General features: G+C 72.4%; 16 protein-coding genes and 2 tRNA genes. 9 read left to right on the top strand and 9 right to left on the bottom strand.

Annotation, left to right across the window (positions count from 1 at the left end; translation table 11 throughout):
• Window positions 1–161 precede the first annotated feature (161 nt).
• On the top strand, window positions 162–758 hold the full coding sequence (locus O7599_RS12245) for a M48 family metallopeptidase (RefSeq protein ID WP_281622181.1): 597 nt from the start codon (window positions 162–164) through the stop codon (window positions 756–758).
• 12 nt (window positions 759–770) lie between these two features.
• Here O7599_RS12245 and O7599_RS12240 read toward each other — a convergent pair whose 3' ends face one another.
• Together O7599_RS12240 and O7599_RS12235 are read right to left on the bottom strand one after the other, a co-directional pair.
• Window positions 771–1,301: an NUDIX hydrolase gene (locus tag O7599_RS12240; protein ID WP_281622180.1), complete on the bottom strand. Its 531-nt coding sequence runs from the start codon at window positions 1,299–1,301 to the stop codon at window positions 771–773.
• The gene (locus O7599_RS12235; protein WP_281622179.1) at window positions 1,298–2,812 is read right to left on the bottom strand and encodes a zinc-dependent metalloprotease; all 1,515 of its coding nucleotides are present in this window, start codon (window positions 2,810–2,812) and stop codon (window positions 1,298–1,300) included. The genes O7599_RS12240 and O7599_RS12235 overlap by 4 nt, the downstream gene beginning before the upstream one ends.
• 175 nt (window positions 2,813–2,987) lie before the next feature.
• Between O7599_RS12235 and O7599_RS12230 the strand changes: the two genes are divergently transcribed.
• The 3 genes from O7599_RS12230 (at window position 2,988) to O7599_RS12220 (ending at window position 6,111) form a co-directional block, all read left to right on the top strand.
• A complete protein-coding gene (locus O7599_RS12230) occupies window positions 2,988–4,133 on the top strand; it encodes an SDR family oxidoreductase (protein WP_281622178.1) in 1,146 nt (381 codons plus the stop codon).
• A 133-nt stretch (window positions 4,134–4,266) separates the two neighbouring features.
• Entirely contained in the window at window positions 4,267–4,746 is a 480-nt protein-coding gene (locus O7599_RS12225; RefSeq protein WP_281622177.1) for a molybdenum cofactor biosynthesis protein MoaE, read from the top strand.
• Window positions 4,747–5,016: 270 nt separating this feature from the next.
• A complete protein-coding gene (locus tag O7599_RS12220) occupies window positions 5,017–6,111 on the top strand; it encodes a PDZ domain-containing protein (protein ID WP_281622176.1) in 1,095 nt (364 codons plus the stop codon).
• 30 nt (window positions 6,112–6,141) lie between these two features.
• Here the strand turns inward: O7599_RS12220 and O7599_RS12215 are convergent, their stop codons facing one another.
• Window positions 6,142–6,726 carry a PPA1309 family protein gene (locus tag O7599_RS12215; protein ID WP_281622175.1) on the bottom strand — a complete coding sequence of 195 codons (585 nt, stop codon included), beginning with the start codon at window positions 6,724–6,726 and terminating at the stop codon, window positions 6,142–6,144.
• Window positions 6,727–6,869: 143 nt separating this feature from the next.
• On the opposite strand from O7599_RS12215, the gene O7599_RS12210 reads away from it, so the two are divergent.
• The 4 genes from O7599_RS12210 (at window position 6,870) to O7599_RS12195 (ending at window position 13,391) form a co-directional block, all read left to right on the top strand.
• Window positions 6,870–9,851, top strand: coding sequence for a UPF0182 family protein (locus O7599_RS12210; RefSeq protein WP_281623356.1), 2,982 nt, complete (start codon window positions 6,870–6,872; stop codon window positions 9,849–9,851).
• Between the two features lie 100 nt (window positions 9,852–9,951).
• Window positions 9,952–10,025, top strand: a tRNA-Met gene (locus O7599_RS12205).
• A 105-nt stretch (window positions 10,026–10,130) separates the two neighbouring features.
• Complete coding sequence (locus tag O7599_RS12200; RefSeq protein WP_281622174.1) at window positions 10,131–11,273, top strand: ADP-ribosylglycohydrolase family protein; 1,143 nt, start codon at window positions 10,131–10,133, stop codon at window positions 11,271–11,273.
• Window positions 11,274–11,570: 297 nt separating this feature from the next.
• Window positions 11,571–13,391, top strand: coding sequence for a tetratricopeptide repeat protein (locus O7599_RS12195; protein WP_281623355.1), 1,821 nt, complete (start codon window positions 11,571–11,573; stop codon window positions 13,389–13,391).
• 170 nt (window positions 13,392–13,561) lie between these two features.
• Here the strand turns inward: O7599_RS12195 and O7599_RS12190 are convergent.
• From O7599_RS12190 to hisN, 4 genes are all read right to left on the bottom strand, one after another.
• Window positions 13,562–13,638, bottom strand: a tRNA-Met gene (locus tag O7599_RS12190).
• Between the two features lie 43 nt (window positions 13,639–13,681).
• Complete coding sequence (locus O7599_RS12185) at window positions 13,682–14,107, bottom strand: Fur family transcriptional regulator (protein ID WP_281622173.1); 426 nt, start codon at window positions 14,105–14,107, stop codon at window positions 13,682–13,684.
• A gap of 220 nt (window positions 14,108–14,327) precedes the next feature.
• On the bottom strand, window positions 14,328–14,738 hold the full coding sequence (locus O7599_RS12180) for a CBS domain-containing protein (protein WP_281622172.1): 411 nt from the start codon (window positions 14,736–14,738) through the stop codon (window positions 14,328–14,330).
• A gap of 181 nt (window positions 14,739–14,919) precedes the next feature.
• Entirely contained in the window at window positions 14,920–15,714 is a 795-nt protein-coding gene (hisN, locus tag O7599_RS12175) for a histidinol-phosphatase (RefSeq protein ID WP_281622171.1), read from the bottom strand.
• Between the two features lie 139 nt (window positions 15,715–15,853).
• On the opposite strand from hisN, the gene O7599_RS12170 reads away from it, so the two are divergent.
• Entirely contained in the window at window positions 15,854–16,486 is a 633-nt protein-coding gene (locus O7599_RS12170) for a TetR family transcriptional regulator (protein WP_281622170.1), read from the top strand.
• Here O7599_RS12170 and O7599_RS12165 read toward each other — a convergent pair.
• Both O7599_RS12165 and rsgA read right to left on the bottom strand, forming a co-directional pair.
• Window positions 16,452–16,775, bottom strand: coding sequence for a multidrug efflux SMR transporter (locus tag O7599_RS12165; RefSeq protein WP_281622169.1), 324 nt, complete (start codon window positions 16,773–16,775; stop codon window positions 16,452–16,454). The two genes, O7599_RS12170 and O7599_RS12165, sit on opposite strands and share 35 nt — an antisense overlap.
• A 110-nt stretch (window positions 16,776–16,885) precedes the next feature.
• The gene (gene rsgA / locus O7599_RS12160) at window positions 16,886–17,893 is read right to left on the bottom strand and encodes a ribosome small subunit-dependent GTPase A (RefSeq protein ID WP_281622168.1); all 1,008 of its coding nucleotides are present in this window, start codon (window positions 17,891–17,893) and stop codon (window positions 16,886–16,888) included.

The raw sequence follows: 17,893 nt of genomic DNA, 5'->3' as shown, positions 1-17,893 counted from the left end.
CCTCGTTCCTCCGCCACTCTGCCAGCCCTCCGGCCCGCCACATCATGAGTTATCCACAGGCGACGGAAAAAGTATGACGAATTGGCCGCGACGTCTGCGACGACGTCGCACACCTGCTCCTGGCCGGGACTTTCTCCCCCCTGACCAGGTAACGTCATGCCGTGCCCGCTGACCCAGAGCACAGCCCAGGACGGCCGAAACCGTCGCGAGCGGTCGAGGTCAGACGCAGCGCGCGCAGGCGCAGGACCGTTTCCGCATACCGCGAGGGCGACCGCACCGTCGTCCTCATCCCCGCCCGCATGAGCGAGGCGGAGGAGCAGCGCTGGGTGACGGTCATGCTCGACAAGCTGCAGGCCCAGGAGAACCGGCGGATGCCGGGCGACGCCGAGCTGGCCGACCGCGCGCAGCGGCTGTCCTCGCAGTACCTCGACGGCCGGGCCAGGCCCAGCAGCGTGCGCTGGGTCACCAACCAGAACACCCGCTGGGGCTCCTGCACCCCTGCCGAGGGCACGATCCGCCTCTCGCACCGGCTGAAGGGCATGCCCGAGTACGTCATCGACTACGTGCTGATCCACGAGCTCGCCCACCTGCTCGTGCCGGGCCACGGCCCCGGCTTCTGGGACCTCGTCGGCGCCTACCCCCGCACCGAGCGGGCCCGCGGCTACCTGGAGGGTGTGGTCGCCGGCGAGAGCCTGCCGTTCATCCCGCGCCCCTCGCCGACCAGCCCCCCGACCAGTCCGCAGTCCGGCACCGACTAGCCGGCCCGGCCCTCAGGCCAGCCGCGCCCGCGTGCGCTCCATCAGCATCGCCACGGACGGGTCCGCGACGCCCGCCACCTCGTCGTACCCGTACCAGCGCAGATCCAGCGACTCCTCGCTGATCGCCGGCACCGCCCCCGCGGGGGCCAGCGCCGCGTACTGCACGTCCAGGTGCCAGGCGCACGGCGTGTGGTGCCGGTCCAGGCCCACAGGACCGCCGGACAGCAGCGTGAGTCCGGCGATGCCGGACTCCTCGCCCGCCTCCCGCAGCGCCGTCCCGGCCAGCGTCGCGTCCTCGGGCTCGCAGTGGCCGCCCGTCTGCAGCCACATCTTCATCTTGCGGTGGAGGGTCAGCAGCACCCGCTCGCGCGCCACGTCGACGATCAGCGCGCTGGCCGTCACGTGCCCGTCCGCGCACGGCTTGTACATCCCGTCGGGATGCGTCGCCAGATGCTCCAGGTACGTGTGGCGCAGCGCGTCCTGACCGCCGTCGGGCGCGCTCCACTCCTTCAGTACGCGCTCGGCGTCGTCCCGCAGCGTCACCTGTCCGTGTCGCCCTTGCCGCCGTCCTGCCCGTCCTGCCCGTCCTTCTCGTCCGGCACGTCCTCGCGGCCCATCTCGTCCGGCCCGCCCTTCTCGTCGCCGGCGGAGCCGGCCGAGCCCAGCATCTTCTCCAGCTCCGAGAAGTCCGCCTGCTCGCTGTGCACGAACCCGTCCGGGTCGTCCAGGTCGCTCGCCGTCGGCAGCATGTCGGGGTGCGCCCACAGCGCGTCCCGGCCGTCCACTCCGCGCGCGTCCGCGAGGGACGCCCACAGCCGCGAGGCGTCCCGCAGCCGCCGCGGCCGCAGCTCCAGCCCGATGAGGGTCGCGAACGTCTGCTCCGCGGGGCCGCCCGTGGCGCGCCTGCGACGCAGCGCCTCGCGCAGCGAGTTCAGCGACGGGGCGTCCAGGTGCGGCTCGGCGGCGGCGTGCACGACCGCGTCCACCCAGCCCTCGACCAGCGCGAGCGCCGTCTCCAGCCGGGCCAGGGCCGCCTTCTGCTCGGGGGTGTCCTCGGGCTGGAACATGCCCTGCTGCAGCGCCTCCTGCAACTGCTCGGGACGCTCGATGTCGACCTGGCCGACCAGGTCCTCCAGCTTGGACGTGTCCACCTTGATGCCGCGCGCGTAGCCCTCGACGGCGCCGAACAGGTGCGAGCGCAGCCACGGCACGTGGGCGAAGAGCCGCTGGTGCGCCGCCTCGCGCAGCGCCAGGTACAGCCGTACCTCGTCCTGCGGTACGCCCAGGCCCTCGCTGAACCTCTTGATGTTCACCGGCAGCAGTGCCGCCTTGCCCGCCGGCCCCAGCGGCAGCCCGATGTCGGTGGAGCCGACCACCTCGCCCGCCAGCACGCCCACGGCGTGCCCGATCTGGGTGCCGAACATCGCGCCCCCCATCGAGCGCATCATGCCGATGAGCGGGCCGGCCATGGCCTGCATCTCCTCCGGCAGCACACCGCCCATGGCGGCACCCACGCGCTCGGCGACCGGGTCGACGAGCTCCTTCCACACCGGCAGCGTCGCCTCGACCCACTCCGCGCGGCTCCAGGCCAGCGCGGCACCCGAGCCGGAGGGCAGCGACGTCACCCCGTCGAGCCACAGGTCGGCCAGCCGTACGGACTCCTCTACCGCCTTGCGCTCGGAGTCCGTGACGCTCGCGTCCTTGGACTCGCCCCCGGAGCCGCCGGCCTCGGTGCCGCCCGTGCCCTGGGCGACGGTCTGGCGGGCGATGTCCTTTGCCATGTCCCAGTTGACCGGCCCGCCCTCGTAGCTCAGCATCTGGCCGAGCTGCTGGAAGGCCGCGCCCAGGTCCTGCGGGCCCATGGCGCCGCCCTGGCCGCCGAGGGAGCCGAAGAGGGCCGCGAACGGGTTCTGCGGGTCGCTCCCGGCGCCCCCGAAGCCGAACGGGTCCCGGCCGCTGCGGTCGCCGTCCCCCTTGCGGGCACCCTTGTCGTCGCCCTCGCCGTCGTCGTCCGGCTCCTTCGGGGGGCCGAATCCGAATGGGGTGTCACTCACGGTTTCCTCGGCTCGTCGGGCCGCCTGCACCGGGCCGGCGGCGTACGCCCTCCACTACCTCCACCCTATGCCGCTTCGTATGCCTGCACGATGTCCTGGCGCCCGCCGCCACCGCCGCGGGTGCGGCTGGGGCAGGATGGATGGAACTACTGCACACAACAGTTGGAGCCGCCCGGTGAGTTCCCCGGAACCGAACGTTCGCGCAGCGCGAAAGGCCACCGACGGGGCCGTGGCCGACGAGCCCGCCCCGGGCGCGTGGCGCCCCGTCGTCGCCGTCACCGGGGCGGCGGCCGGCATCGGCGCCCTGGTCACGGAGCGACTGGCGGCCTCCGACGAGGTCAAGCAGGTCGTCGCCATCGACGAGCGGCGGGGCGAGCTGCCCGAGGCCCACTGGCACGTGCTGGACGTGCGGGACCCCGCGATCGCCGACAAGCTGCGCGGCACGGACGTCGTGGTGCACCTCGCCCTCGACCTGGACCTGGAGACCGACGCCACGGCCCGTACGGCGTACAACGTACGTGGTACGCAGACGGTGCTCACCGCCGCCGCGGCGGCCGGTGTGCGCCGCGTCGTCCTCTGCACCTCCGCGATGGTCTACGGGGCCCTGCCCGACAACCCCGTCCCGCTCGCCGAGGACGCCGAGCTGCGCGCCACCGAGGAGGCCACCGGCGTCGGCGACCTGCTGGAGATGGAGCGCCTGGGCCGCCGCGCGCCCCGCGCACACCCCGGGCTGAACGTCACCGTCGTACGCCCCGCGGCCGTCGTCGGCGGCGTCGACACCCCGCTGACCCGGTACTTCGAGTCGCCGCGGCTGCTCGTCGTCAAGGGCACCCGGCCGTGCTGGCAGTTCTGCCACGTCGACGACCTGGCCGCCGCGCTGGTGTTCGCGGCGCTGGAGAAGGCCGAGGGGGAACTGGCGGTCGGCTGCGACGGGTGGCTGGAGCAGGAGGAGGTCGAGGAGCTGACCGGCATCCGGCGCATGGAGCTGCCGTCGGCCGTCGCGCTCGGCGCCGCCTCCCGGCTGCACCGCCTCGGGCTCACGCCGTCGCCGGCCGGCGACCTGGCGTACACGATGTACCCGTGGGTCGTCAGCGGCAGCCGCTTGCACGACGCGGGGTGGCGTCCGCAGCACACGAACGAGGAAGTGCTCGCCGAACTGCTGGACGAGGTCTCCGGCCGGCACACGGTCGCGGGCCGGCGGCTGGGCCGCAAGGACGCCGCCGCCGCGGGCGCCGCCGGTGCCGCCGGTGCGACGGTCGCGCTCCTGGGCACGGCCGCGGTCGTACGCCGGGTGCGCAAGGCGCGACGCGGCAAGATCTGACCCGGCCGCCGCGGCGGAGCGTCGCGTACGGACCGCGCCCCGGCCCGTACGGCGCCGTACAGGCGCCCGCCCGCCCCGCCCGGCCCCGGCACCCGCGGGGCCCGTTGTCGGCCCCGTGCGGCAGGATGGGCGCATGGCAGACACCCCGCAGCACCCGGGCGAGCAGGCCGCCGCGGACCCCGTGCGCCTCGTCGCCGTCCGCGAGGCGCCGCTGTCGCTCGACGAGGTCTTCGCCGCCGTCGGCGATCCCGCCGCGGGCGGCACGGCGCTCTTCGTCGGCACGGTCCGTGACCACGACCGGCAGGCGGCCTCCGAGCGCGTCCAGGACGTGACCGCGCTGGGGTACTCGTGCCATCCCACCGCGGAGGCCGAGATGCGCCGGGTCGCGGAGAAGGTCGCGGCCGGCTATCCGGTGCGGGCCCTGGCCGCCGTCCACCGCGTGGGCGAACTGGCCGTGGGGGATCTCGCCGTCGTCGTCGCCGTCTCCTGCCCCCACCGCGCGGAGGCGTTCGAGGCCTGCCGTAGCCTGGTCGACACCCTCAAGCGCGAAGTTCCCATCTGGAAACACCAGAAGTTCACCGACGGGACAGAGGAATGGGTAGGCGCTGGTTGAGGTTGTCGAGTTGCGTAACTTCCGTGCCCGCGTGAGCGTTGGCTTATCGGAAAGACCTCACGTCAGCTAGGAGTACGGGATGGCAGCGATAGCCTGGTTGGTCATACCCCTCGCGTCGGCCGGCGCAGCCGCGATATGGGCGGGTTGGGCGACGCGCACCCGCAAGGTGGGCGACAGCACGGAGCTGGCGGGGTACGCCCGTTTCCGGGAAGCCATGGAGCGTAGCCACTCGCGTTCCGGGGCTGCTTGAGCGTCCCGTACTGTCGTTCTATGCCACGCCGCACGGCGACGTTGCTCGCCTCCACCGTGACGCTGCTCGCCATCCTCGTCGCCGGGGTCTTCATCCCCGTGCCCTACGCGGAGATGTCGCCCGGGCCCACGGTGAACACGCTGGGGGACCACGACGGCGAGCCCGTGCTGCAGATCGACGACCGCAAGACGTACCCGACGAGTGGCAATCTCAACATGACGACGGTCCGTGTGACCGGCGCCGACTACAAGATGAACCTCGTCGAGGCCGTCTACGGCTGGCTCTCGCCCGACGACGCGGTGGTGCCGCACGAGTCGCTGTACCCGGACGACAGCACCGCCGAGGAAGTCGACCAGCAGAACGCCGAGCAGTTCACCGCCTCCCAGGAGAGCGCCAAGGTCGCCGCGCTGGAGGAACTGGGCATCGACTTCACCACCCGCGTGATCGTGGCGTCCGTGGTCGCGGGCGGCGCCGCGCAGGGCACGCTGCACGCCGGTGACGTGATCAAGGCCGTCGACGGCGAGCCCGTCGACGGCCCCGGCGACGTGGTCGAACTGGTCACCAGCCGCAAGCCGGGCGAGAAGGTCACGTTCCGGGTCGTCCCCGCGGACAAGGCCGAGAAGGCCGAGAAGAACGGCGAGGACCCCCGCAAGCTGCCGGGCGAGGAGGTCACCGTCACCACCCGGCCGTCCGACCAGGAGCCCGGCAAGGCCATGGTCGGCATCACGGCGGGCACCGCGCACACCTTCCCGTTCGAGATCGACATCAAGCTCGCCGACGTCGGCGGCCCCAGCGCGGGCCTGATGTTCGCGCTCGGCATCGTCGACAAGCTCACCAAGGGCGACCTCACGGGCGGGGAGTTCGTCGCCGGCACCGGAACGATCAACACCGAGAGCCAGGTCGGGCCGATCGGCGGCATCCACATGAAGACCGTCGGCGCCCGCGACCAGGGCGCGAAGTTCTTCCTCACGCCGGCGGCGAACTGCGCCACGGCCGCCCGGGACGTACCCGACGGGCTCACGCTCGTCGAGATCCGGACGATGGACGACGCCATGGACGCGCTGGCGGACATCCGCGAGGGCGACCTCGACCGGCTCGACGAGTGCGGGGAGTAGCGCGCACGAGGACCGGTGCGCGGAACGGGGTCAGTCGAACGTCGCCGCCAGCGCCCGGGCGAGCCCCGGCACCAGATCCGGCCCCGTGAGCACCTCGGTGGGGGCGTCCTTCGAGCGCAGCCGCAGCGCGGCCTCCCGGCTGCCGTCGCGCAGCACGGCGACCGTCATGCGGACCTCCTCGCGCCGCGGGTGCTCCGCGACCCAGGCGGTGAGCCCCGCCTCGTCGAGACCGTCGGGCACGTCGGCCTCCGCCGCCGGCGGGAGCATCAGCCGCTCGACCGTGAGCGCGCAGCCGCCGACCGCATCGGGCCAGGCGATGGTGCCGAGGAACTCGTCGAGCGGCTGCCCCTCGGGGAGTTCCTGCTGCTCGATGGGCGTGTACGAAACCTGCGCCGGGGGCCCGGCGCCCGGGTCGCCGGAGCCGTCGGCAGTGTCGAGGTCCAGCCGCCGGGCGAGCCCCGGCTCCTGCGCGCGCAACTGCGCGGTGTCGACGAGGGCGAAGAGCCGCGGCGGCCGGTCCCAGCCGAAACCGGACGCGTACTCGTCAAGCTCCAGGACCGCGCGAGTCAGCGGGTCGGCTGCCAGGGGTGGACCGCCGGTGGGAGAGTTGGACATGCTCGTCATCCTGCCTCATCGCTCTCTGCCACCCCCCGGCGGGAACTGAGTAAAGCTTTAGTAAGTTGCCACATTGAGCCCCTGTGCCGCGGGGGCCGTATGACAGGACGTTCAAGTCTCGAGGTGCCACCTTGGCTTTCCAGATGCCGGACCGCGGCGGAGGCCCCACCGGGCCACGGATCAGTGTGGGCAGGCCGTCCCGGCGGGTACGAACGCTGCTGATGACGCTGGGTGTGCTCGCCATCCTGGGCATCATCTTCGTCATGTTCGCCGGCTTCTGGACGGACTGGCTCTGGTATCGCTCCGTCGGCTACTCCTCGGTCTTCACCACCCGGTTGTGGACCAAGGTCGGCCTGTTCTTCGTCTTCGGGCTGCTGATGGCGTTCGCCGTGGGCTTCAACATGTGGCTGGCCCACCGGCTGCGACCGCCGCTCAGCGCGATGTCGCTGGAGCAGGAGAGCCTCGACCGCTACCGGATGAACCTGGCGCCGTACAAGAAGTGGGTGCTGCTCGGCATCGCCACGCTGGTGGGTCTGATCGCCGGCGCCTCCGCGACCGGGCAGTGGCGCACGTGGCTGCTGTGGGTGAACGGCCAGTCGTTCGGCGAGAAGGACCCGCAGTTCCACAAGGACATCTCCTTCTTCGCGTTCGACCTGCCGTGGTACCGCTTCCTGCTCGGCTTCGGCTTCGCCGCGGTCGTGCTGTGCACGATCGCCGCCGCGCTCACGCACTACCTGTACGGGGGCCTGCGCATCTCCAGCCCCGGTGCGCGCGCCACGTCGGCGGCGACCGGTCATCTCGCGGTGCTGCTCGGCACCTTCGTGGCGCTCAAGGCGGTGGCGTACTGGTTCGACCGCTACAGCCTGGCGACGAAGACCAGCGGGCTGAAGACCACCGACGGCTGGACGGGTCTGCGCTACGTCGACGCGAACGCCTATCTGCCGGCGAAGACGATCCTCTTCGTCATCGCGATCATCTGCGCGTTGCTCTTCTTCGCCACCCTGTGGCGGCGCACCTGGCAGTTGCCGCTCATCGGCCTCGGCCTCATGGTCCTCTCGGCGATCCTGATCGGCGGGCTGTACCCGGCGATCGTGCAGAAGTTCCAGGTGCAGCCGAACGAGCAGGCCAAGGAGACGCCGTTCATCGAGAAGAACATCGAGGCGACGCGCAAGGCGTACGACATCGATGACTCCCAGGTGACGGACTACTCGGGCGAGGCGCCGCAGGACACCACCAACGAGCAGTTGCGCAGCGCCGTCGACAGCACGGCGAGCGTCCGCCTGCTCGACCCGAGCGTGGTCTCGCCGACGTACCAGCAGCAACAGCAGGTCCGCGGCTACTACCAGTTCCCGGGCACGCTGGACGTCGACCGGTACGAGAACAAGGACGGCGACTCGCAGGACACCGTCGTCGGTCTGCGTGAGATCAACGTGGGCGGCATCCCCGAGAAGGGCTGGATCAACAGCCACTTCCGGTACACCCACGGCTACGGCGTCGTCTCCGCCAAGGGCACCGAGGTGACCAACGACGGCGACCCGTCGTACACGGAGAAGGACCTGCCGCCCGAGGGTGAGCTGGGCGACTACGAGCCGCGTATCTACTACGGCGAGCAGACCCGCGACTACTCGATCGTGGGCGGTCCGCAGGACGAGGTCGACTACGCCGACGACTCCGGCGAGAAGACGTACCGCTACAAGGGCGACAGCGGCGTCGACCTGTCCAACCCGATCAACAGGGCCGCGTACGCGCTGACGCTCAGCGAGCCGCAGATCATGTACTCCGGCGCGATCGGCGACGGCTCGCAGATCATCTACAACCGCACCCCGAAGGAGCGGGTGGAGGCCGTCGCGCCCTGGCTGACGATCGACGGCGACCCGTATCCGGCGGTGGTCGACGGCCGGATCACCTGGATCGTCGACGCCTACACCACCAGCAACGGCTATCCGTACTCGACCAGGACCACCCTGGGCGACACGACGGCCGACTCGCTGACGGACGACCAGCGTTCGGTGATCGCGCAGCAGAACCAGGTCAACTACATCCGCAACTCGGTGAAGGCCACCGTCGACGCCTACGACGGCAGCGTGGACCTCTACGAGTGGGACACCGAGGATCCCGTCCTCAAGACCTGGATGAAGGCGTTCCCCGACACGGTCAAGCCGCGTGGGGAGATCAGCGACGCGCTGATGGACCATCTGCGCTACCCGCAGGACCTGTTCAAGGTCCAGCGCGAGCTGCTGACGCAGTACCACGTCACCAGCCCCAAGCAGTTCTACTCCGGCAGTGAGCAGTGGGAGATCCCGGACGACCCGACCACCAAGGTCGAGAGTTCGGTCCCGCCGTACTACCTCAGCATGAAGATGCCGGACCAGGACTCGCGGACGTTCTCGCTGACGACCACGTTCACGCCACGCAACCGCAACAACCTGGGCGCGTACATGGCCGTGGGCGCGGACGCGCGCAACGACGACTTCGGGAAGATCAGAATCCTGAAGCTGCCACCCAACAGTCCCGTGCCGGGACCGAAGCTCGTGCAGTCCAGATTCAACTCCAACGCCGCGATCGCCGACCAGATCAACATCCTGCAGAGAGGCGACTCGGAAGTCATCTACGGCAACCTGCTGACGGTGCCGTTGGAGGGCGGACTGATCTACATCGAGCCGGTGTACGTGCAGGGCACCGGCACCGGCTACCCATTGCTGCGCAAGGTACTGGTCACGTACGGCGACCAGACGGCCTTCGAGGACACCTTGCCCAAGGCGTTGAACGTCGTCTTCGGGGTGGAGGAAGCGACACCGCCCGACACGGGCGAGGAGCCACCACCGGAGGAGGATCCGCCGCCGCCGACGGACGGCGGCAGCCTCCAGGACGCCGTCGAGGACGCCCAGCAGGCCTACGAGGACGGTCAGCAGGCGCTCCAGGACCAGGACTGGGAGGCGTACGGCCAGGCCCAGGAGGAGCTGGAGGAGGCCCTCCAGCGGATCGAGGACGCCGAGCAGTCGGCGGGCTCGAACGGCGACGGGGCCGGCGGTGACCCCGCTGACGGCGGAGCCGACGGCGGCGGTGACGGCGGAGGCGGCAGTGATGCCGGTGATGCCGCTGACGGCGGAGGCAGCGGGGCCTAGGGCGGCCGTGGCCCGCCGGACGGGAAGTCCGGCGGGCCACGGACCGTGAGGTCCGGCGGCGTGAGGGCGCTCTGCACCGTGATAGCCTTACGGCACACGACGCGGGGTGGAGCAGCTCGGTAGCTCGCTGGGCTCATAACCCAGAGGTCGCAGGTTCAAATCCTGTCCCCGCTACCGATTCAGGCCCGGTTTCCTCAGGGAAGCCGGGCCTGAAAGCATGTAAAGACCTGAACGTGACGAACGTGCGCATCGAGCACGTGGCGCAGCGAAGGGATCGTCGTGACGAGAAAGGCCCCCGAGCGGCAGGCAGTCGAGCGCTATCGCTCCCGCGTGCGGGGGTGTCTGCTGGGCGGGGCGATCGGCGACGCGCTCGGCGGGCCGGTCGAGTTCTGGAGCCTGGAGCGGATCCGGAGTGAATGCGGGCCGGACGGCGTCAGGGAGTACCGGCCCGAGGACGTCGCGTGCGCCCGCACCTACGGTCGCATCACCGACGACACGCAGATGACCCTGTTCACCGTCGAGGGCATGATCCGCGCGTCGGTCCGCACCGACAGGGGTCTCGGGTTCACCGTCGGAGTCCTCCACCACGCCTACGACCGTTGGCTCGACACCCAGTTGCAGCCCGGCCCGGACGGGGAGCGGGACGGGTGGCTCATCACCCAGCCCTGGCTCTACTCGCGCAGAGCGCCCGGAAACACCTGCCTCTCCGCGCTCGCCGCTCCGCGGGGCGGCGAGCGGAAGATCAAGCGATTCGGTGAGGCTGCGCGCAACCACTCGAAGGGGTGCGGCGGTGTCATGCGCAGCGCCCCCTTCGGGCTCCTGCCGCCCTGGATCCGGGACTCGCCGTCGTGGCAGTTCGACGCCGCCGCCGAGGCCGCCGGGTACACCCACGGCCATCCCACGGGGAGGGTGGCGTCCGGTGCGCTGGCCGTTCTCGTGGCGTCGATCGTGCGCGGCCAGGCCCTGCCGGACGCCGTCGAGACGACGTTGCGGCTGCTCCGCGAGCAGGACGAGCACCACGAGACCCTTCGGGCCGTCGAGCAGGCCGTCGAAGCCGCCCGGGGGAGTTCCGGCGCGGCGGTGATCGAGTCGCTGGGCGGCGGCTGGGTGGCGGAGGAGGCGCTTGCCATGGCGGTCTATGCCGTCCTCGCCCATCCGGGACCGGAGGAGGTGCTCGACGCGCTGGCGCTCGCCGTCACCCACTCCGGTGACAGCGATTCCACCGGCGCGATCTGCGGCAGCATCCTCGGCGCGCTGCACGGCGAAACGGCGCTGCCCCCGGAGCTCGCCTTCGAGGTCGAGGGACGCGACACGATCCTGACGCTGGCCGACGACTTCATCTACGAGTTCACCGCCGGCGACCGGCTCCACGGCGACTACGGGCCCTACACGAGGTGGAAGGACCGCTACCCGGGATGGTGAGCCGGCACGGGGCCGGGGCGTACGTGTCGCGCAGGTGTTCTTGAGGTCATTGCTTTGGGGGTTGTGGGCGTGACAAGGTTTGATGAGTCGTCGTGTCGGGAAGTCGACAAACCGCTGAAGTGACCTTCCTGGCTGCGGTATACCAGGTGTACGCGGGTTGCAGGTGGTGCGACGATGGACCTCATGGGGGACGAGGCAAGGGTGTTGGACGCCCGTAAGACAGGGGGCACCGGTGGGCAGGAGCGCGAGGCTCCCGCCGCCGGTGAGTTGAGCGCTGCGCGCGGCCGGGATCCGGCCGTGGCGGAGCTGAGCGCGCGGGGCGCCGCCCTGCTGCGCAAGGGGGATCTGGACGGCGCGGAGCCGGTGCTGCGCGCCGCGACCGCCGAGGGCGACCGGGCGGCGGCGAACAACCTGGGCGTGCTGCTCTACCAGCGCGGCCAGGTGCACGAGGCGGCCGGCTGGTGGCGCATCGCCGCGGTCGGGGGCTCGCCCGCCGCCGCGCACGCCCTGGGGCGCTACTACCGGGAGAACGGGGACGAGCCCGGCGCCGAGTACTGGCTGCGCCAGTCCGCCGAGGCCGGGCACGCACTGGGCGCGTACGCGCTCGCCGACCTGCTGGAGCACCGCAGCGACGTGGGCGCGGAGCGCTGGTTCCGGATCGCCGCCGACAAGGGCCACCGCGAGGCGGCGTACCGCCTTGCGCGCGTCCTCGACACCGGCAGCCGGGCGCGGTCCGGCAGCGGCGTCGAGACCGGTACGCGGCTGACGCCGCCGGCGTCGCCGCGCGCGGTCAGCCTGGTGCGCGGCGTGGCCGGGGCCGGGGAGGACCCGGTCGCCGAGGCCGAGCAGTGGTACCGGCAGGCCGCCGCGCGCGGGCACGTCCGCGCCGCGCTGCACCTCGGCACGCTCCTGGAGGAGCGCGGCGAGTCGCAGGAGGCCGGCCGGTGGTACGTGATCTCCGCGCGGGGCGGTGAGCCGCGCGCGGCCTGCGCGCTGGGCTTCCTGCTCCGCGACGCGGGCGACGACGCCAGCGCGGCCGTGTGGTGGCGCCGGGCGGCCAGGGAGGGCGACGGCAACGCGGCCAACGCCCTCGGCGCCCTGCACGCGGACCGCGGCGAGCCGCAGGAGGCGGAGCGGTGGTACCGCGCGGCGCTGGACGCGGGCGACGTCAACGGTGCGTACAACCTGGCGCTGCTGTGCGCCGGGCAGAACCGGGGCGAGCAGGCCGAGCAGTGGTACCGGCAGGCCGCGTACACCGGGCACTGCGAGGCGGCCAACGCGCTGGCGGTGCTGCTGCTCCAGCGCGGCGACGCCGCGGGCGCCGAGCCGTGGTTCTCGAAGGCCGCGGAGGCGGGCAGCGTCGACGCGGCGTTCAACCTCGGGATCATCCACGCGGGCCGGGAGGACGAGACGGGCGCGCGGCAGTGGTACGAGCGCGCCGCGTCGGCCGGGCACGTGGAGGCCGCGCTGCAGGTCGCCGTCGCGCTGCTGCGCGACGGCGAGGAGAAGGCCGCGGAGCACCGGCTGCGGACGGCCGCCGAGGGCGGCAGCCCCGAGGGGGCGTTCCGGCTGGCGGCGCTGCTGGACGACAGGCGGCCCGGGGCGGGGCCGGTGCCGGACGCCGCGGGGTCGCGCGGTGCGCGGGCCTGGGGCGGCACGGGCGCCGACGGCTCCGGCGGCGCCTCGGGCGGCCCGGCGGGCTCGGCAGGCTCCGAAGCGGCCGCCGAGTGCGAGCAGTGGTACGAGCAGGCGGCCCGGCAGGGGCACAGGCGCGCCCAGGTGCGGCTCGGCATGCGCGCGGCCGGCCGGGGCGACACGGAGGCCGCGGGCCGGTGGTACCGGGCCGCCGCCGAGGCGGGCAGCCGCAACGGCGCGTTCAACCTGGGTCTGCTGCTGGCCCGGGAGGGCAGCGTGCCGGAGGCGGCGATCTGGTGGCGCCGGGCGGCGGAGCACGGCCACGGCCGCGCGGCGCTGCGGCTCGCGCTGCTGGCCGCCCGGCGGGGCGACCTGCCGGAGAGCCAGCACTGGTCGTCGCGGGCGGTGGAGCTGGGCCCCGCCGAGGTCGCCGAGCGCGCCGCCCGGCTGCGGGACGCGCTCGCACAGGAGCTCACCGCCTGAGCGGCGCCCCGGCGGCCCGAGCCGCCCGTGGGCGGCCGTGAGCGGTGCTGAGTGGCACTGAGCGGTCCGAGGGGAGGGCCGGTGGCGGACAGCCGCCGGCCTTTCGCACGGCCCGCGAGGTGGCCGGACAATGACGAAGGCCCGGACCACATGGTCCGGGCCTTCGTCATTGGTAGCGGGGACAGGATTTGAACCTGCGACCTCTGGGTTATGAGCCCAGCGAGCTACCGAGCTGCTCCACCCCGCGTCGGTGAAACCAACCCTACCCCTGGCCGATCGACCAGCGCAAATTACTTCTCGCGCTGCTCCGCGCAGTCCGGGCAGATGCCGCGATACGTGACTTCCGCGCCGGAGACCCGGAAGCCGAAGCGCTCGCCCTCGGGCAGCGTCGACAACAGGTCGCCCTCCGGGCGCACGTCGCGGATGGAGCCGCAGCGGCTGCACACCAGGTGCTGGTGCGCGCTGTGCGCGTTCGGGTCGTACCGCTTGGCGCGGCCGTCCGTGCTGACTTCGAGCACTTCACCGAGCGCGACGAGCTCGCCCAGCGTGTTGTAGACGGTCGCCCGGGAGATCTCGGGGAGCCGGGCGGTGGCGCGCGCGAGCACTTCGTCGGCGGTGTAGTGCACGTGGTCGCCGTCCAGGACCTCGGCCACGACTCGCCGCTGCGCGGTGAGCCGGAAGCCACGGCCGCGCAGTCGCTCCAGGAGGTCACTCATGCATTCAGGGTAGCAGCGCGCCGCTCTATGACCAGAACCCATACGAAGTTCATGAGGATCTTGACTTGGACTAAGTCTAATGTAGGCTCCTTCGCAGGCTGCGGCGATCGGTTCCACGGCCGCGCTCCAGGCCCTGCCCGGCCGGAGCCGGTTGCCGTGCACGGACAGAGGGGTCGGGACGCCGGTCGGGCTCCCGGCCCCTCTGACGCGTCCGGGTGCGTTACGCGAGGGCTGTCTCGCGGCGCTCCGGCTCCTGCCGCTCCGGGGTCCAGCAGCGGATGATGTCGCGTACGGACACGACGCCGACGGGCTCCGCGTCGTCGAGGACGATCAGATGGCGGAAGCTGCCGTGGGTCATGGCGCCGGCGGCGTCGTCGAGGGTCCAGCCGGGTGCGGCGAAGACGACGTCGGTGGTCGTGTGGTCGTCGGCCTTCTCCACGTCCGGGTCCTGGCCCGCGCCGACGGAGTTGAGGATGTCGCGCTCGGTCAGGATGCCGAGCCCGCTGGTGTCGGGGTCGAGGACGATCGCCGCGCCGACGCGCCGCGCCGACATCAGCCGGGCGGCCTGGCGGAGGGTGTGCGCGGGGCCGATGGTGAGGACCACCGTGCTCATGGCGTCACGGACGAGCATGGGGTGGGGCCACCTCCTAGGCGTAACGGGCCCTTGTGTGCGTGTGAAGAGTTTCACAAGTTCACAAGGTCGGTCATTGCCAGACTGGCACGCTCAGGAGAGCGCAACAAGGGGCGCGCGAAGTCCGGCCGTTCGCACCCGCGCTTCCGGGCGCGGGTGCGGCGGCGGTCCGGAGGTGCCGCTACGGGCCGAGGTACTTCAGCAGTTCCTGGTGGAGCAGCCCGTTCGACGCCGCGGCGTTGCCGCTGTGCGGACCGGGCTCGCCGTCCAGGCCCGTGAACGAGCCGCCCGCCTCCGCCACGATCGCCGCGCACGCCGCCATGTCCCACAGGGACAGCTCCGGCTCCGCGCAGATGTCGACCGTCCCCTCGGCGACCATCATGTACGGCCAGAAGTCCCCGTACCCCCGGCTGCGCCAGCAGTCGCGCGTCAGGTGCAGGAACCCGTCGAGCCTGCCGCGCTCGTCCCAGCCGTGCAGGGAGGAGTACGCGAACGAGGCGTCCTCGATGCGCTGCACGCCCGACACCCGCAGCGGGGTCGCCTTCGCCAGGCTGCGGCCGGTGTACGCGCCGCCGCCCTGCACCGCCCACCAGCGGCGGGCGAGGGCCGGCGCCGACACCACGCCGACGACCGGCTGGTTGCCCTCCGGGCCCGGCGCCATCAGCGCGATGAGCGTCGCCCAGACGGGGACGCCGCGCACATAGTTCTTCGTGCCGTCGATGGGGTCGATGATCCAGCGCCGGGGGCCGGTGCCGTCCGTGCCGTACTCCTCGCCCATCACGGCGTCGCGTGGCCGGGCGCGGCGCAGGGAGGAGCGGATCAGCTCCTCCGCCGATCTGTCCGCCTCCGACACCGGAGTCAGGTCCGGCTTCGTCTCGACCTTCAGGTCGAGGGCCTTGAACCGCTCCATCGTGGTGGCGTCGGCGGCGTCCGCCAGGACGTGGGCGAGACGCAGATCATCATGAAAACCGGCCATGCAACGAACAGTAACCCCAAAGGTGCACCGCCAACCTCCGCCCGCGCGCGTGGCGGGCTTTCAGGGCCCCGTACGGACCCTTGACAGCACCTGGCGGTGCGTCAATTCTGAGGCGCACGGTCGCCCTCTGGAGGCCACGATGCCTACAGCGCGAGAAGGACTCCTCGACGCCGCCTTCGCGGCGCTCAGGAGCCGGCCCTGGGCGGCGGTGCGGATGGTCGACGTCGCCGCCACGGCCGGGGTGTCCCGCCAGACTCTCTACAACGAGTTCGGCAGCAAGGAGGGTCTCTCCCAGGCCCTCGTCAGACGCGAGATCGACGGTTATCTCGCCGGCGTGGACCGGACGCTGGCCGGCGCCCGCAGATCCGGTGCCGACGCCGGCGGCCGGCTGCTCGCCCTGGTCGCCTGGACGCTGCGCGCCGCCCGCGGCAACCCGCTGGTGCGCGCCGCGCTGACCGGCTGCTGGGGCGAGCAACTCCCGACCCCCGCACGGCGGTCGCCCGCCCGCGGCGGGGCGCAGGCGGCGCGGCGCACCGACCCGTCCGTGGAGACGCCCGCGGAACTGGTCGAGGAGGTACGCGACCGGATCCTGCGAGCGCTGGAGGAACAGTTGCCGGGGGCGCCGGGCGAACGCCGCCGGGTCTGCGAGGCGGTGACCAGGCTGACGCTGTCGTACGTGGTCGCGCCCTCGGCCCGCGGCGAGGACGTGGAGCGGGCCGTCCGCGGGCTGCTGTCGGTCAGTGCGCCGAGCCGGACAGTTGCAGGCCGATGACGCCGACGATCACCAGCGAGATGGAGACGACCTTCAGCGTGGAGACCAGGTCGCCGAGGAAGACCATGCCGTAGATGGCGGTGCCCGCGGCACCGATGCCCGTCCACACCGCGTACGCCGGGCCGACGTCCAGTTTCTTCAGCGACAGCGTCAGCAGGCCGAAGCTGCCGAGCGCGAAGACGCAGAAGGCAACCGTCGGCCACAGCCGGGAGAAGCCGTGGGAGAGCTTCAGACAGACGGCGAAGCCGGTTTCGAGGATTCCGGCCACGACGACCAGCAGCCACGCCATCGTGTAGTGCCTCCCGTTCGGTTGACGCTCCTGCGATTATGCCCAACGCGCGTCCGTACGGGCGACGGACCTCGCCGACGGGCACGGGCGGCCCGCGGGCCGACGGTCCGTCAGTCTCCTTCGCGGCGCTCGCGGGTGGCGAGCAGGCGGCGCAGCGAGGCGAGTCGCGCGGGGTCGGCGTGGCCCTCCGCGACCCAGGCGTCGAGCGCGCAGTCCGGCTCGTCGTGGCTGCAGTTGCGCGGGCAGTCGGCCGTCCCTGGTTCCAGGTCGGGGAAGGCGTGGATGACGCGCGACGGATCGACGTGCGCCAGGCCGAACGAACGTACGCCGGGGGTGTCGATGACCCAGCCCTTGTCGTCGGGCAGCGGCAGGGCGAGCGCGGACGTCGTGGTGTGCCGGCCGCGGCCGGTGACGAGGTTCACCTCGCCTGTGGCCCGCTGACGCTCCGGCACCAGCGCGTTGACCAGGGTGGTCTTGCCGACGCCGCTGTGGCCGACGAAGGCGGTGACGCGGTCGGTGAGCAGGTCGAGCACGCGGGCGGCACCCGCGCCGGTGGCCAGCTCGTCGCGGTTGCAGGCGACGGCCCGCACGCCCAGCGGCGCGTACGACTCCAGCAGCTCGTCCGCGGGCGCGAGGTCCGACTTCGTCAGCACCAGCAGCGGGTCGAGCCCGCCGTCGTACGCGGCGACCAGGCAGCGGTCCACCAGCCGCGGGCGGGGCGGCGGGTCGGCGAGGGCGGTGACGATGGCCAACTGGTCGGCGTTGGCGACGACCACGCGCTCGTACGGATCGTCGTCGTCCGCGGTCCGGCGCAGCACCGACGTGCGCTCCTCGACCCGGACGATGCGCGCGAGCGTCCCGGGATCGCCCGAGACGTCCCCGACGACGGCGACCCGGTCGCCGACGACGATGCCCTTGCGGCCCAGCTCGCGCGCCTTCATGGCGGTGATCGTGCGCTCCCGCACCAGGCAGGTGATGCGGCCGCGGTCGACGGTCAGGACGAACCCCTCGGCGGCGTCCTCGTGCTTGGGCCGGTTGCGGCTGCGGGGGCGGCTGCCCCGGCGGTCCGGGCGTACGCGGACGTCGTCCTCGTCGGGGTTCTTGCCGTAGCGCCGCAT

It is taken from the genome of Streptomyces sp. WMMC500 (genome assembly GCF_027497195.1).
In the GTDB taxonomy this organism is placed as follows: domain Bacteria; phylum Actinomycetota; class Actinomycetes; order Streptomycetales; family Streptomycetaceae; genus Streptomyces.
Note: the sequence above shows the minus strand (reverse complement) of the source record. Positions and strands in the feature narration are given on the sequence as shown.

Excerpts from the sequence above, each read along its gene's own strand:
- O7599_RS12225 (WP_281622177.1), top strand. The coding sequence starts at position 4,267 with ATGGCAGACACCCCGCAGCACCCGGGCGAGCAGGCCGCCGCGGACCCC.
- O7599_RS12220 (WP_281622176.1), top strand. The coding sequence starts at position 5,017 with ATGCCACGCCGCACGGCGACGTTGCTCGCCTCCACCGTGACGCTGCTC.
- O7599_RS12215 (WP_281622175.1), bottom strand. The coding sequence starts at position 6,726 with ATGTCCAACTCTCCCACCGGCGGTCCACCCCTGGCAGCCGACCCGCTG.
- O7599_RS12210 (WP_281623356.1), top strand. The coding sequence starts at position 6,870 with ATGCCGGACCGCGGCGGAGGCCCCACCGGGCCACGGATCAGTGTGGGC.
- O7599_RS12185 (WP_281622173.1), bottom strand. The coding sequence starts at position 14,107 with ATGAGTGACCTCCTGGAGCGACTGCGCGGCCGTGGCTTCCGGCTCACC.
- O7599_RS12180 (WP_281622172.1), bottom strand. The coding sequence starts at position 14,738 with ATGCTCGTCCGTGACGCCATGAGCACGGTGGTCCTCACCATCGGCCCC.
- hisN (WP_281622171.1), bottom strand. The coding sequence starts at position 15,714 with ATGGCCGGTTTTCATGATGATCTGCGTCTCGCCCACGTCCTGGCGGAC.
- O7599_RS12170 (WP_281622170.1), top strand. The coding sequence starts at position 15,854 with ATGCCTACAGCGCGAGAAGGACTCCTCGACGCCGCCTTCGCGGCGCTC.
- O7599_RS12165 (WP_281622169.1), bottom strand. The coding sequence starts at position 16,775 with ATGGCGTGGCTGCTGGTCGTCGTGGCCGGAATCCTCGAAACCGGCTTC.
- rsgA (WP_281622168.1), bottom strand. The coding sequence starts at position 17,893 with ATGCGGCGCTACGGCAAGAACCCCGACGAGGACGACGTCCGCGTACGC.